Here is a 14,125-nt window from a genome sequence, read left to right as displayed (position 1 = left end):
CCACCCCCCAGGTCATGCGATCGACAGGGGGCAACAGTCATGCCGGACCCGGAGGCCAGGAGCCCCGTTTCAGGGCCACGAAGAAGGTAACGGGGGGTGTGACCTCGCGGACTCCGGCCCCCGGCCCCCGGCTGTCCCCAGCCGGCAGCCGCCAGCCGGCAGCCGCCAGCTGAAGGCTGGCGGCTGAAGGCCGCCGGCGGCCTTCAGCCGGCCCTGGCCGACGGACCCGCGCCGGCGACGCTCAGCCGGTGACCGTCCAGGACACCGACCGGGTCATGTAGCGGTCCCGGAAGGCCTCGTCCCGCACCCAGTCCGTGGAGTCCCGGACGGTCGCGGTCACGGTCACCGTCCGGCCCGGGGGCAGGTCCAGCAGGGCGGTGTCCAGCCGGCCGCCGTCCACGGCCTGCGGGGCGGCCGGGGCGCCGTCCACCTTCCAGTCCACCTGGAGCTGCCGGGCGCCGGTCAGCGGCAGCGGCCGGACGTCCAGCCGAGGGCGCCCGGTGACCTCGCCGGGCGGCGGCGAGGGGGCGTCGGTGGGGCGGACCTTGCGGTACAGCTCCTCGATGATCGCCTCCCGGGAGGGCAGGTTGTAGGCGCTGCCGAGGGTGCGCATCACCGAGTCGGGAGTGGGCCGGTAGAGACCGTTGGCGCTGCGGTACGCCCCGACGGTGCCGGCGCCGTCCGGCGACACCGCGCCCAGCCAGCGCCACCACTTGGTCTGCTTCTTGCGCATGTCGTCGGCGTTGAGGGTGGAGAGGTTCGGGTAGTCGGCGTCGTCCGGGGCGCTGTCGTACTCGTCCCCGAGGTCCCCCACGGTGTGCCCGATCTCGTGCTGGATGATCCGCCCGGCGTCCGGACTGCCCCCGGCCAGGGTGGTCACCCCGGTGCCCCCCGCGCCGCCGTACTCGACCGAGTTGGCCAGCGCTATCAGGTACTGCGGTCCGGCGCTGTCCCCGGCGTAGCGGGCGGTGGCGCCCTCGTCGGCACAGAGCAGCCGGGCGGTGCCCTCGCACCAGAAGTGCATGCCCAGCGGGGTGGCGGGGTGGCGGCCGCGGCCCTCGGTCTCGGCTATCCCGGAGACCGGGGAGACCACCTCGACCCGCCGTATGTTGAAGAACCCCTGGTAGGTGCGGAAGGGCTCGACGTCCATCAGCGCGCGCCAGGCCTTGTCGGCCTGCTGCCGGAAGGCCTCCTGTTCGTCCGTCGTGTAGCCGTCGCCGAGCAGCACCAGGGTGATCCGGTTGGCCGGGTCCCCGGTGCGGCGTATGTCGAAGGTCGGGGCGGCCGCGGGCAGCCGCTGGTCGGCGCGGAGCACGGTGTGCGGCGGCAGCGCCCGGTCGGCGGGGGTGCCGGCTCCGATCACGCCGAACGGCGAGGGGCCGACGAGTTCCAGGGCGGCGGGGAGTACGGCGGTGGACACCAGTACGAGGGCGGCCAGACTCCGGACGAGACGGCCAGGGTTGCCAGCAGGCATACGGGTGCGTCCTCGGGGCTCCGGTCACCCGGTGTCGCCCGGGTGGTGGAGCGGAGACGTACCCGGACCGGCGTGTCGCCCCCACCGGCCGAAGAAAATGTCACCGACCTGGCCGAACGATCCCTGCCCTGCCAGAGATACCAATCAATCCCGGCGCCTCACGTCCGGGGCCGCCTCCCCAGCTCCAGCACCAGGTGCGTCCCGAGCCCGAAGAGCAGCCCCCAGAACGCCGAACCGATGCCGAACAGGCTCATCCCCGAGGCGCTCGCCAGGAAGGTCACCACCGCCGCGTCCCGCCCCCGCTCCTCGGCCACCGCCGCCGTCAGGCTGCCCTGCAACGAGGCCAGCAGCGCGACCCCGGCGATCACCGCGATCAGCTCCTTCGGCAGCCCGGTGAACAGGCTGACCAGCAGCCCGCCGAAGCTGCCCACCACCACGTACAGCACCCCCGAGGACATCCCCGCGACGTACCGTCGGCGCGGGTCCGGATGGGCCTCCGGGCCCGAGCAGATCGCCGCCGTGATCGCCGCCAGGTTCACCCCCGGCGAGCCGAACGGCGCCAGCAGCATCGACACCGCGCCGGTCGAGCCGATCAGCAGCCGGTCGTCCGCCCGGTAGCCGAAGGCCCGCATCACCCCGAGCCCGGGCGCGTTCTGCGAGGCCAGCGTGACGATGCCGAGCGGCAGCGTCAGCCCCACCAGCGCCGACCAGGAGAACGCCGGCACCGTCAGCACCGGTGCGGTCGGCCCGCCCGAGCCCAGGTGCAGCGGCAGCCCCACGGTCAGCGCCGCCAGCACCCCGCCGACCACCAGCGCCACCGGCACCGCGTACCGCGGCGCGAACCGCTTGGCCAGCAGGAAGGCCGCGAAGCTGCCCACCACCAGCACCGGCGCACCGTGCACCGCGCCGAAGATCCCGGCGCCGAAGGAGAACAGGATGCCCGCCAGCATCGCGTTCACGATCCCCACCGGCACCGCCGCGATCAGCCGGCCGAACCAGCCGGTCACCCCGAACAGCGTCACCACCGCCGCGCTCACGAGGAACGCCCCGACCGCCTCCCGGTACGGGTAGTCGCCCAGGCTGGTCACCAGCAGCGCGGCGCCCGGGGTGGACCAGGCGGTGATCACCGGCGTCCGGGTCCACCAGCTCAGCGCGAAGCCGCTCACCCCGCTGCCGATCGCCACCGCCCAGATCCAGGACGCCGTGTGCGCCTGGTCCAGCCGGCCGGCGGCGGCCGCCGCGAGCACCACCACCAGCGGTCCGGAGAACGACACCACCACGCAGACCAGCCCCGCCAGCAGCGCCGGCGCCGACACGTCCCGCCGCAGCGACCGGCGTTCGTCGCTCCCGGCCGCCGTCTTCTCCGGTCGAATCGTCAGCTCATCCGTCATTCCGGCAGTATCCCGAAGCCCGGCCGAAGACTCCCGAAAAAACTTTTCGATCCAGCTGCAACCCCTGCGGAGGACGCGCGTCTGTACGGGTGAAGGCACGGAGAGCGAGACCGGCGGAGCCGGGGGGCGCTTCCGCTCACGAGGAGCGGAGCCGGTCGTCTTCACCCAACACACCGTCAGACCCATGACCCTGGGGAGTCACGTCATGCGCACGTCCGTTATCACCCGTTTTGCGAAGAACGACCGCGCCTTCTCCTTCTCCGGCCGCCGCCGCATCGCCCTCCTGGCCGCCACCACCGTCCTCGCGGGCGGCGTCCAGCTCCTCGCCACCGACACCGCCTGGGCCTGCGGCGACGCGCGGTTCGGCACCTCCCCGGTGGTCGACCCCACTACCAGGCAGCCGACCGTCCCGAACGCGGACTTCCGCGACCCCCTCGCCAACAGCATTTCCACCGACGGCAGTTGGACCGAGATCGGGGTGGGGATGACCAACTTCACCGGGACCGACGTCGCCAAGGCCACGCCGGGCTTCGGCCTGTCGGCCGCCGGGCGGGGCACCCCGCTGCGCGCCAAGGACGTGCGGGTCGAGGTCATGCGGCAGGGCGCCTGGAAGCCGCTCAAGCTCAACGCGGGCTGCATCGGGCTCGACGCCGACACCGCCTCGCTGGCGCAGCCGCTGACCAACGGCCGGGCCGCCGACTTCCTGTTCCGGGTCTCGCTCTCCCCCGACTCACCGAAGGACCTGAACGCGCTGACGCTGGTCACGGACGCCGAGACCGACAAGGCCACGCTGGAGTACTGGGGCAACCGCACCGTGAAGGTCACCCACCCCAAGACCGACCGGCAGACCCCGGCCGCCGAGCCCGCACCGGCCAAGCCCGCCGCGCCCGCTGCCGACAAGACCGCCGCCCCCGCTGCCGACAAGACCGCCGCCCCCGCTGCCCAGCCCACCGCCGCCCCGGCGACCAGCGCGCCGGCCGGCACCGCCGAGCTGGCCCACACCGGCGCCGCCGAGACCAACACCTTCCTCGCCACCTCCGCCGCCGCGCTGCTCGCGCTGGGGGCCGGCGTCCTGCTCACCGTCCGCCGACTCCGCCACCGGCGGTAGTCGACGGGCGGGTACGGCGAAGGGGCCCTGCTCCGCACGGCGGTGCGGAGCAGGGCCCCTTCGTCTCGTCTCCGGGGGCGTCAGCCCCAGGTGATCAGGCGCTTCGGGAACTCCAGCAGCCCGGCCAAGTCGGCCAGCACCCGGGAGCCCAGCTCCCCGTCCACCAGGCGGTGGTCGAAGGAGAGCGCGAGCGTGGTCACCTGTCGCGGGACCACCTTGCCCTTGTGCACCCACGGCAGCTCCCGGACCGCGCCGAAGGCCAGGATGGCCGCCTCGCCCGGGTTGAGGATCGGGGTGCCGGTGTCGACGCCGAAGACGCCGACGTTGGTGATGGTGACCGTGCCGCCCTGCATGTCGGCCGGCGAGGTCTTGCCCTGCCGGGCGGTCTCGACCAGCTCGCCGAGCGAAACGGCCAGGCCCGCAAGGGTCTTGGAGCCGGCGTCCTTGATGTTCGGAACGATCAGACCGCGCGGGGTGGCCGCGGCGATGCCGAGGTTGACCTGGCCCTTGACCACGATCTCCTGGGCCGCCTCGTCCCACTGGGCGTTGATCTCCGGGTGCCGCTTGATCGCCACCAGCAGCGCCTTGGCGACCAGCAGCAGCGGGCTGACCCGGACGTCCCGGCCCAGTTCGCCGCTCTCCTTGAGCTTGCGGACGAACTTCATGGTGCGGGTCACGTCGACCTGGACGAACTCGGTGACGTGCGGGGCGGTGAAGGCCGAGGCCACCATCGCCTGCGCGGTCGCCTTGCGGACGCCCTTGATCGGCACCCGGACGTCGCCCGCGACGGACACCGGAACCGGCGCCACCACGGCCTCGGCCGCCTCGACCACGGCCGACTCGACGGCCGGAGCCGCCGCAGCGGCCTGGGCCGCGGCCTGGGCGTGCACGTCCTCGCGGGTGATCACGCCGTCCCGGCCGGTCGGGGTGACGGCCCGCAGGTCGATGCCCAGGTCCTTGGCCAGCTTGCGCACCGGCGGCTTGGCCAACGGCCGCTCGCCGACAGGCACTTCGGCCACCGGCGCGGCCGCGGCCGGAACGACCGGGGCCGCAGCGACCGGAGCCGGGGCCGCGACCGGAGCCGGCTTCGCCGCGGAGACGGTCTTGGCGGTGGTCCGCCGGGCCCGACGCTGGGCGGAGCCGGTGCGCGGGCCGTACCCGACCAGCACCTCCCGGCGCTCCGGCTCGGCCTCGGCGGCCGGCGCCGCGGCGGCGGGCGCGGACACGGCGGCAGCGGCAGCGGCAGCGGCCGGAGCGGCCCCCGCCTCCCCGGCGACCGCCACCGTGATGATCACGGTGCCGACGTCGACCGTGGCGCCCTCGGGGAAGAAGAGCTGCTCGACGACCCCGTTGAACGGGATCGGCAGCTCCACCGCCGCCTTGGCGGTCTCCACCTCGCAGACGACCTGCCCGTCGGTGACGGTGTCACCCGGCTTGACGTACCAGCTGAGGATCTCGGCCTCGGTGAGGCCCTCGCCCACATCCGGCATCTTGAACTCGCGGAGCGAGCGAACTTCGGTGGTCATCTTCGCTCCCCGGTATCAGTACGCGAGCGCGCGGTCGACGGCGTCGAGCACGCGGTCCAGGTCGGGCAGGAAGGACTCCTCGACCCGGGACGGCGGGTACGGCGCGTAGTAGCCGCCGACCCGCAGGACCGGTGCCTCCAGGTGGTAGAAGCACCGCTCGGTGAGCCGGGCGGCCAACTCGGCGCCCATGCCCAGGAAGACCGGGGCCTCGTGCACCACGACGGCCCGCCCGGTGCGCTTGACCGACTCCTCCAGGGTGGTGAAGTCCACCGGGGAGAGCGAGCGCAGGTCGACGACCTCCAGCCGGCGGCCGTCCTCCGCGGCGGCCGCGGCGGCCTCCAGGCAGACCTTGACCATCGGGCCGTACGCGATCAGCGTCGCGTCGGTGCCGGGGCGGACGATCCGGGCGTCGTGCAGCCCCAGGTCGGCGGCGGCGCCGACCTCGCCCTTGTCCCAGTAACGCCGCTTGGGCTCGAGGAAGATGACCGGGTCGTCGGACTCGATGGCCTGCCGCAGCATCCAGTGCGCGTCGTGCGCGTTGGACGGGGTGACCACCCGCAGACCGGCGGTGTGCGCGAAGTACGCCTCGTGCGACTCGCTGTGGTGCTCGACCGCGCCGATGCCACCCGCGTAGGGGATGCGGACGGTGACCGGCATCTTGACGTGGCCCAGCGCACGGGCGTGCATCTTGGCCAGCTGGGAGACGATCTGGTCGAAGGCCGGGTAGACGAAACCGTCGAACTGGATCTCCACCACCGGGCGGTAGCCGCGCAGCGCGAGGCCGATCGCGGTGCCCATGATGCCGGACTCGGCCAGCGGGGTGTCGATCACCCGGCCCTCGCCGAAGTCCTTCTGCAGACCGTCGGTGATCCGGAAGACGCCGCCGAGCTTGCCGATGTCCTCGCCCATCAGGACGGTCTTCGGGTCGTTCTCCAGCGACTTGCGCAGCGCCTCGTTGAGCGCCTTCGCGATGCTCAGCTGACCGGCCATCAGTGGTTCTCCCCCGCCTCGAAGGAGGCCGCGTACTCGACGTATTCGGCCCGTTCCTCATCGACCAGTGCGTGCGGCTCGCTGTACACGTGGTCGAAGATCAGCGTCGGGTCCGGGTCCGGCATGCTGCGCACGCCCTCGCGCACCCGCAGCCCCAGCTGCTCGCTCTCGGCGTCGACGGCGGCGAAGAACTCGTCGTCGGCCAGGCCCTCCTTCTCCAGGAGGGTGCGCAGCCGCAGGATCGGGTCCTTGGCCTTCCAGGCCTCGGTCTCCTCGGCGAGCCGGTAGCGGGTCGGGTCGTCGGAGGTGGTGTGGGCACCCATCCGGTAGGTGAAGGCCTCGATCAGCACCGGGCCGTTGCCGCTGCGGGCGTGGTCGAGCGCCCAGCGGGTGACCGCGAGGCAGGCCAGCACGTCGTTGCCGTCGACCCGGACGCCCGGGAAGCCGAAGCCGGAGGCGCGGCGGTACAGCGGGATCTTGGTCTGGGTGGTGGTGGGCTCGGAGATCGCCCACTGGTTGTTCTGGCAGAAGAACACCACCGGGGAGTTGTAGACCGAGGCGAAGGTGAAGGCCTCGTTGACGTCGCCCTGGCTGGAGGCGCCGTCGCCGAAGTACGCGATCACCGCGTCGTCGGAGCCGTCCTTGGTGATGCCCATCGCGTAACCGGTGGCGTGCAGGGTCTGCGCGCCGATCACGATGGTGTAGAGGTGGAAGTTCTTCTCGTTCGGGTCCCAGCCGCCGTGGTTCACGCCGCGGAACATGCCGAGCAGGTTCAGCGGGTCGACGTCGCGGCACCAGGCCACGCCGTGCTCGCGGTAGGTGGGGAAGGCGTAGTCGCCGGTGCGCATGGCCCGGCCGGAGCCGACCTGCGCGGCCTCCTGGCCGAGCAGCGAGGCCCACAGGCCCAGCTCGCCCTGGCGCTGGAGCGAGGTCGCCTCGGCGTCGAACCGGCGCACCAGCACCAGGTCGCGGTAGAGGGAGCGCAGCTCCTCGGGAGTGGTGGTGAGGGGGTAGTCCGGGTGCTCGACGCGCTCGCCTTCCGGCGTGAGCAGCTGTACGAGCTCCGGCTGGGCGTCCGTCCCCGTGGCGCGGAGGGTGTCAGGGACGCCGGGGGCCGCCTTCTTGCGGGCCCTCGCCGTGCTTTTGACGGTCACGTTCACTCCTCGGTCTGTCCGGCCGCCCGGGGTCGCCGGTGACCGGTCCGGTCACCGCCTCGCGGGGCGCGCGTGGGTGTGCGCACCTACTGCGTGGCAGGTGGTGATCCTGTTCCGACGGCGTCCCTCACGAGAACGTTACCCAGCGTCCGCCCTTGGCGCGCTTGCGCTAGGACGTCCTACTTGTTCAGGGTCTACAACCCCGAGGGTGCCGCGCCCGGCTCGCCGTCGGAAGGGTGGGGGTGACGGTCGGCGTGACGCAGCTCTCAATTCGAGCGCCTTCAGGACACCAGCGCACGTTATCCGGGCGGACGCCCGTACGTAAGGGGGTTCTCGGTATCGGTTTCGGTCGGGTGTGGCTGGATCGCACCGTTACGGCACCCAGGACGATAGGCCTTCTGTACGGTGATATGGGAGGCTTTGGGCGTGACTGATAACGGACATATCAGGGTTTTCCTGCTCGATGACCACGAGGTCGTCCGACGGGGCGTGCACGACCTGCTGTCGGTCGAGGACGAGATCGAGATCGTCGGCGAGGCCGGCACGGCCGCCGAGGCGCTCACCCGGATCCCCGCGGTCCACCCCGACGTCGCGGTGCTGGACGTCCGGCTCCCGGACGGCAACGGGGTCGAGGTCTGCCGGGAGATCCGCTCCCTGATGCCCGAGATCAAGTGCCTGATGCTGACCTCCTTCTCGGACGACGAGGCGCTGTTCGACTCGATCATGGCGGGCGCCTCCGGCTACGTCCTCAAGGCGATCCGCGGCACCGACCTGATCACCGCCGTCCGGGACGTCGCGGCCGGCCGCTCGCTGCTCGACCCGGTCGCCACCAGCCGGGTGCTCGCCCGGCTGCGCGACGGCGGCGAGAAGGAGGACGAGCGGCTGGCCCAACTCACCAAGCAGGAGCGGCGGATCCTCGATCTGATCGGCGAGGGGATGACCAACCGTCAGATCGGCAACGAGTTGCACCTGGCCGAGAAGACGGTGAAGAACTACGTATCCAGTCTGCTCGCCAAGATGGGGATGGAGCGGCGCACCCAGGCGGCGGCGTACGTGGCCCGACACCAGGCCGATCATCAGTACTGATACGGCCCTTCACACATGTGATGGTTTGTCAAGGGCCCCCACCAGGGGGCCATAACCTCTGCACGTGACTTTCAGCCAGACCCTCGCCTGCGCCCCGGCCCGCCCCGACCTCTCCGCACCGCCGATAGGGACCCTCAGTCCACCGGTACCGCGCAGCGCACTCGCCGAGGTCCTGGCCCGCTTCCGGGTGGGGCCGCCGCTCACCGTCGAACCGGTCGCCGAGGGCCTGCTCAACCGGGGCTACCGGGTCACCACCGGGGCCGGCGCGTACTTCCTGAAGTGCTACGTCGACGCCGCCACCGCCAACCGCCCGAAGATCCTCGCCCACCACCGCGCGATGACCGACCTGCACGCCCTGGGGCTGCCCGTGGCGCCCCCGTTGAGCTGCTCCGGAGGCGGCGGGACGGTGGCCGGACTGAACGGCCGGCTGTTCGCGCTGTTCCCCTGGGTGGATGGCCGACACCGACACGGTACCGAGCTGGATCCGTCGGGGTGCGACGCGCTCGGCGCGCTGCTCGGTCGGCTGCACGGCGCGCTCGACGACGTCTGCGCCCCCCTCGACCAGCCCGCCGGTTACCACAGCGCCGACCCCCGTGACAGCGCCGAACTGGCCCGCGAGCTGCGGCGACGAGCCCGCGACCACCGCCCCAACGGCGACTTCGACGCCCTGGTCGTCCGACGGCTCGACGAACGGCTGGAACTGCTCGCCGAGCACGCCCACCGCCGCCCCGAACCGCTCGCCGCCCCGCCCACCGGCTGGACCCACGGCGACTTCCACGGCCTCAACCTGCTCCACGGCGAGGGCCCGGGCGGCGACCGGATCACCGGCGTGCTCGACTGGGACAAGCTCGGCCCGCAGCCGCGCGCCGAGGAGGCCGTCCGCGGCGCCACCCTGCTCTTCAACGACCGCACCACCGGCACCCTCGACCTGGTCCGGGTCCGCCGCTACTCACAGGCCTACCGGGCGGCCGGCGCCGCCACCGCCGAGCAGCTGGCCGCCGCCGTCCACCGGGTCTGGTGGGAGCGGCTGAACGACTTCTGGATGCTGCAGTGGCGCTACCAGCGGGCCGACCACCGGGCCGACCCGCTGTACCCCGCCTCGGCGGGCCAGTTGGCGTGGTGGTGCCAGGAGTACGAGCAGGTCCTGGACGCCTTCGCCAACTGATCCGTCAGTTGATGGGCGGCGGCAGCGTGCCGCCTCCGCCGGCCGGCTTCGAGGGCGACACCGGCGGGGGGGTGTTCCCGCCGCCCGCGGTCGGCGACGTCCCCGAGGTCGGTCCACCGGTCGCCGACGAACTGGCCGTCGCGGAGTGGGTGGCGGTCGGCGTGGGGGTCGGGGTCGGGGTGTGCTTGCCCGTACCCGGCGACGGCGACGTGTTGTTCTCGCCGCCGGTCCCGCCGGTCCCGCCGTAGCCGCCGGAGCCGGTCGGCTGGCTCGGCCGCCGGCTGCCGGAGTTCGACGGCGGCGGGGTCGGCTGGCCGTTCTGGGTCGGCGTGGTCGGCTCGGTGGTGCTGACCACCGGTGCGGGCGTCGTGGGCGTCGTCTGGTGGTCGGTGCCACCGCCACCGCCGCCGCTGAGCGCGAACGCGATCCCGGCGCCGGCCGCGACCAGCACGGCGATCCCGCCGGCCACCCAGCCCCACGGCCCGCGCCGCCGGCCGCCGTGGTCGTCGTGGTCGTCCTCGCCGCCACCGCCGTACGAGCCGCCGGACCCCTGGTAGGGGGCGGGGGTGTGCGGGCCGCCCGCCGAGTACGGCAGCACCGAGGTCCGGTCGCCGGCGCCGACCGCGCCGAAGGCCTGGGTGGCCGCCGCCTGGTCAGGCCGGAGCACCTGGGTGGCCCCGGTGTCACCGGGCATCCCGGCGCCGGCCCAGGCGGCCCCGCCCGCACCGTGCATCTCGCGCAGCGCGTGCTGGAGGTGGGCGCGGAACTCGTCGGCGTCCTGGAAGCGGTCGTCCGGGTTCTTGGCGAGCGAGCGCAGCACCAGCGGGTCCAGGCCGACCGGCACCCGGCTGTTGGTCTGCGAGGGCGGCACCGGCGGGTCCTGGACGTGCTGGTAGACCACCGAGAGCGGGGTGTCGCCGGTGAACGGCGGGCGCAGCGTGAGCAGCTCGTAGAGCATGCAGCCGGCCGCGTACAGGTCGGAACGGTGGTCGACCGGCTTGCCGAGCGCCTGCTCCGGCGACAGGTACTGCGGGGTGCCCATGACCATGCCGGTCTGGGTCATCGTGGTGGCCCCGCCGGTCAGCGCCCGGGCGATGCCGAAGTCCATCACCTTGACCGCGCCGGTGTTGGTGATGATCACGTTGGCGGGCTTGATGTCGCGGTGCACGATGCCGTTGCGGTGGCTGTAGGCCAGCGCCTCCAGCACCCCGGCGATGATGATCAGCGCCTGGTCGACCGGCGGCGCCTCCTCGTCCGCCAGCAGCTCGCGGACGGTCCGGCCCTCGACCAGCTCCATCACGATGTACGGCGTGGACTCGTCGCCGAGGTACTCCTCGCCGGTGTCGTAGACCGAGACGATCGAGTGGTGGTTCAGCGCCGCGACGGCGTGTGCCTCGCGGGTGAAGCGCAGCCGGGCGACGTCGTCCTGGGCCAGCTCGCCGCGCAGCAGCTTGACCGCGACGGTGCGGCCCAGCCGCACGTCCTCGGCGGCGAACACCTCGGCCATGCCGCCGCGGCCCAGCCGGTGGGTCAGCCGGTAGCGGCCGTCACCGACCGTGCCCATCGGAACCCCGCGACCGGGAGTCTGCGGTCCGCCGCGACCGAACGGCGGCAGCGCGGAGGTCGCGGCGTCGCTGCCCGGCTCGGGGATCCTCGGCGTGCCGCCGGTCCGTCCGACCGCTCGGGCACCCGCCTCGTCGTCCGGCTGCTGCGTCTGTGCCATCGCTCCTCGCCCCGGGCGTTCGCTCGGATCGCGGTGCCCTGTCGCTTACGTATCCCCGAACGCTACCGCTTCCGGCGGGCACCCGTGACACCCGCAGAACGGCGGGAAACCGTCAGAGCAGCCCGTTCCGGTCGGCCTGCGAGTCCAACAGGACGACCGCGGCCGGGCGCTCGGAGTGGAACTTCCCGCCGGTGCTGTTCTGCGCCTTGTTGACCACGATCGCGATGATGATGCCCGCCAGCACCAGCACGCCGACGATGATCGCGATCACCACGAAGGCCGTGGAACAGCCGCCGCTGCTGGGCTTCGGCTGCTGGTACGGCGGCATCGTCTGCGGGCCCGGCGGCATCGGTCGCGGGCCCTGCTGCGGCCCCCCTTGCTGAAGGAACTGCGGCTGGGGGGTGTGCGGCGCCTGTGGCCGCGGGGTCTGGTAGGCCGGCGGCGGGGTCCGGTACTGCGGCGTCGGCGGCTGGGGCTGCCCCTGCTGGAGGTACTGCGGGTGCGGGGTCTGGTAGGCCGGCGGCGGCGTCTGGTACTGCGGGGCCGGCGGCTGGGGCTGCCCCTGCTGGAGGTACTGCGGGTGCGGGGTCTGCGGCGCCTGCGGCGTCGCGTGCACCGAGCGCGGCCCCTCCTTGATCACCAGCGGGGAGCTGGCCTGCAGCGCGTGCCCGGCCCCGCCGCCCTTCAGCTCGGCGATCAGCCGCTCCGCCTCGTCCCGCATCGCGGCGGCGCTCTGGAAGCGGTGCGCCGGGTCCTTGCGCAGCGCCTGCGCCACGAAGGCGTCCACCACGGGGGTGAGCGAGGCGTTCAGGCTGGAGGGGGCCGGCGGCTCCTCCTGGACGTGCTTGTAGGCGATCGAGAAGGCCGAGTCGCCGTCGAAGACCAGCTGGCCGGTGAGCATCTCGAAGAGCATCACGCCGACCGAGTACAGGTCGGAGCGGGCGTCGACCGGCTTGCCGAGCGCCTGCTCCGGCGAGAGGTACTGCGGGGTGCCGACCACCATGCCGGTCTGGGTCATCGAGGTGACGCCCGACTCCAGCGCCCGGGCGATGCCGAAGTCCATGACCTTGACGTTGCCCTTGCGGTCGAACATGACGTTGCCGGGCTTGATGTCGCGGTGCACCAGGCCCATGTCGTGCGAGGCCTCCAGCGCGTTCAGGACGCCGACGATGACCCGCAGGGCATCCTCGGTCGGCATCGCGCCGTACTGGGCGACCGCCTCGTTGATCGACTCGCGCAGGCCCATGCCGTCGATCAGCTGCATGACGATGTACGGCGTGCTGGAGCCGTCCGGGGCGACGTCCTCGCCGCTGTCGTACACCGTGACGATGTTCGGGTGCTCCAGCCGGGCCACCGCCTGGGCCTCGCGGCGGAACCGCTCCTTGAACGAGTCGTCCCGGCCCAGCTCGCTGTGCATGCTCTTCAGCGCCACCTGCCGGTCCAGCACGCTGTCGTACGCGAGGTGCACGGAAGCCATGCCGCCCTCGCCCAGCAGCCGCTGCAGCACATAGCGGCCGTTGCCCAGGGAGAAGCCCTCGGCCGCCGCGTTGCCGTGCTCGCTCATGGTCCTCTGCTCCCCCTCGGCGCGGTGGTCCTGCCGCAACCGTGACGTTCGGTCTCGTCCGTACGTGGTGGGCCTGGCCCGCTGGCCCGGCGAACCCCTGTCGCGGCGGCTCCACCGGCCTGCGACAGGGGTCAGGGTATCGGCTTCCGCCGACGGTGCTCGGCCCAGGGCCGATCCTGCCCCCGGACCGCCCTCGCCCTGCTGCGGCGGCGCGGTCCGGGGCGGATCCTCGTGGTACGTCCGGACCCCGCGGCGGGCCCGGTGGGCCTACAGGTACGGGCCGGAGCGGATGCCGCGGCTCTGGCCCGGGTCCTCCTCGTCCGCCTCGCCCCCGTGCAGACCGGGCGGCAGCGCGCGGCGCATCTGCTCCAGCTGCGCCCGGGCGGCCATCTGCTGGGCGAACAGGGCGGTCTGGATGCCGTGGAAGAGGCCCTCCAGCCAGCCCACCAGCTGGGCCTGGGCGATCCGCAGCTCGGCCTCGGTCGGGATGGTGTCGTCGGTGAACGGAAGCGAGAGCCGCTCCAGCTCGGCCACCAGCTCCGGGGCCAGCCCGAGCTCCAGCTCCTTGATCGAACTGGCGTGGATGTCCTTCAGCCGGACCCTGCTCGCCTCGTCGAGGGGCGCCGCCCGGACCTCTTCCAGCAGCTGCTTGATCATGCTGCCGATCCGCATGACCTTGGCGGGCTGCTCGACCATCTCGGTCACCGGGAGCTCGCGCGGCACGTCCGCCTCGTCGTCCCCCTCCATCGGCGCCCCGGCGAACCCCTGGCCCACGGGCAGTCCGTCCGGTCCGACGATCAGCACCTTCTGGCCGTCCTGCGACTGCCCGCCGGCGGCCCGGAAGGGCTCCTGCGACGAGCGCTCGTTCATCGGATTCGTCATGAACAACATTCTCTCTCACTGGGGTTGGTCGGGCGGAAGCCCCCGTGCGTCCCGCCGTCCTG

Annotated in this window: 11 protein-coding genes; 3 read left to right on the top strand and 8 right to left on the bottom strand. The window is 72.9% G+C overall.

Annotated elements, in window-relative coordinates:
* Window positions 1-241 precede the first annotated feature (241 nt).
* Window positions 242-1,474 (bottom strand): M64 family metallopeptidase, encoded by a 1,233-nt coding sequence (locus tag ACFWIS_RS29605; RefSeq protein ID WP_380458496.1) that lies wholly within the window; start codon window positions 1,472-1,474, stop codon window positions 242-244.
* Between the two features lie 158 nt (window positions 1,475-1,632).
* A complete protein-coding gene (locus tag ACFWIS_RS29600) occupies window positions 1,633-2,865 on the bottom strand; it encodes a benzoate/H(+) symporter BenE family transporter (protein ID WP_380458494.1) in 1,233 nt (410 codons plus the stop codon).
* Window positions 2,866-3,070: 205 nt separating this feature from the next.
* Between ACFWIS_RS29600 and ACFWIS_RS29595 the strand changes: the two genes are divergently transcribed.
* Entirely contained in the window at window positions 3,071-3,973 is a 903-nt protein-coding gene (locus ACFWIS_RS29595; RefSeq protein ID WP_380458492.1) for a hypothetical protein, read from the top strand.
* An 80-nt stretch (window positions 3,974-4,053) separates the two neighbouring features.
* Here the strand turns inward: ACFWIS_RS29595 and ACFWIS_RS29590 are convergent, their stop codons facing one another.
* The 3 genes from ACFWIS_RS29590 to pdhA are packed head-to-tail and all read right to left on the bottom strand — an operon-like array spanning window position 4,054 to window position 7,643.
* The gene (locus ACFWIS_RS29590) at window positions 4,054-5,499 is read right to left on the bottom strand and encodes a dihydrolipoamide acetyltransferase family protein (RefSeq protein ID WP_380458490.1); all 1,446 of its coding nucleotides are present in this window, start codon (window positions 5,497-5,499) and stop codon (window positions 4,054-4,056) included.
* A gap of 15 nt (window positions 5,500-5,514) precedes the next feature.
* Window positions 5,515-6,489: an alpha-ketoacid dehydrogenase subunit beta gene (locus ACFWIS_RS29585; RefSeq protein WP_380458488.1), complete on the bottom strand. Its 975-nt coding sequence runs from the start codon at window positions 6,487-6,489 to the stop codon at window positions 5,515-5,517.
* The gene (pdhA, locus tag ACFWIS_RS29580; RefSeq protein WP_380458486.1) at window positions 6,489-7,643 is read right to left on the bottom strand and encodes a pyruvate dehydrogenase (acetyl-transferring) E1 component subunit alpha; all 1,155 of its coding nucleotides are present in this window, start codon (window positions 7,641-7,643) and stop codon (window positions 6,489-6,491) included. Before pdhA ends, ACFWIS_RS29585 begins: the two co-directional genes overlap by 1 nt.
* Before the next feature lie 426 nt (window positions 7,644-8,069).
* On the opposite strand from pdhA, the gene ACFWIS_RS29575 reads away from it, so the two are divergent.
* Window positions 8,070-8,729: a response regulator gene (locus tag ACFWIS_RS29575; RefSeq protein WP_380458484.1), complete on the top strand. Its 660-nt coding sequence runs from the start codon at window positions 8,070-8,072 to the stop codon at window positions 8,727-8,729.
* A 64-nt stretch (window positions 8,730-8,793) separates the two neighbouring features.
* Window positions 8,794-9,894 (top strand): phosphotransferase enzyme family protein, encoded by a 1,101-nt coding sequence (locus ACFWIS_RS29570; protein ID WP_380458482.1) that lies wholly within the window; start codon window positions 8,794-8,796, stop codon window positions 9,892-9,894.
* A gap of 4 nt (window positions 9,895-9,898) precedes the next feature.
* On the opposite strand, the gene ACFWIS_RS29565 is transcribed toward ACFWIS_RS29570, so the two are convergent.
* The 3 genes from ACFWIS_RS29565 to ACFWIS_RS29555 all read right to left on the bottom strand — a co-directional run bounded on the left by ACFWIS_RS29565 (window position 9,899) and on the right by ACFWIS_RS29555 (window position 14,063).
* On the bottom strand, window positions 9,899-11,617 hold the full coding sequence (locus ACFWIS_RS29565; protein ID WP_380458480.1) for a protein kinase: 1,719 nt from the start codon (window positions 11,615-11,617) through the stop codon (window positions 9,899-9,901).
* A 112-nt stretch (window positions 11,618-11,729) separates the two neighbouring features.
* The gene (locus ACFWIS_RS29560; RefSeq protein ID WP_380458478.1) at window positions 11,730-13,181 is read right to left on the bottom strand and encodes a protein kinase; all 1,452 of its coding nucleotides are present in this window, start codon (window positions 13,179-13,181) and stop codon (window positions 11,730-11,732) included.
* A 267-nt stretch (window positions 13,182-13,448) separates the two neighbouring features.
* Window positions 13,449-14,063, bottom strand: coding sequence for a bacterial proteasome activator family protein (locus tag ACFWIS_RS29555; protein ID WP_380458476.1), 615 nt, complete (start codon window positions 14,061-14,063; stop codon window positions 13,449-13,451).
* Window positions 14,064-14,125: the final 62 nt, after the last annotated feature.

This window comes from Kitasatospora sp. NPDC127060, assembly GCF_042724935.1.
Taxonomy (GTDB): Bacteria; Actinomycetota; Actinomycetes; order Streptomycetales; family Streptomycetaceae; genus Kitasatospora.
Note: the sequence above shows the minus strand (reverse complement) of the source record. Positions and strands in the feature narration are given on the sequence as shown.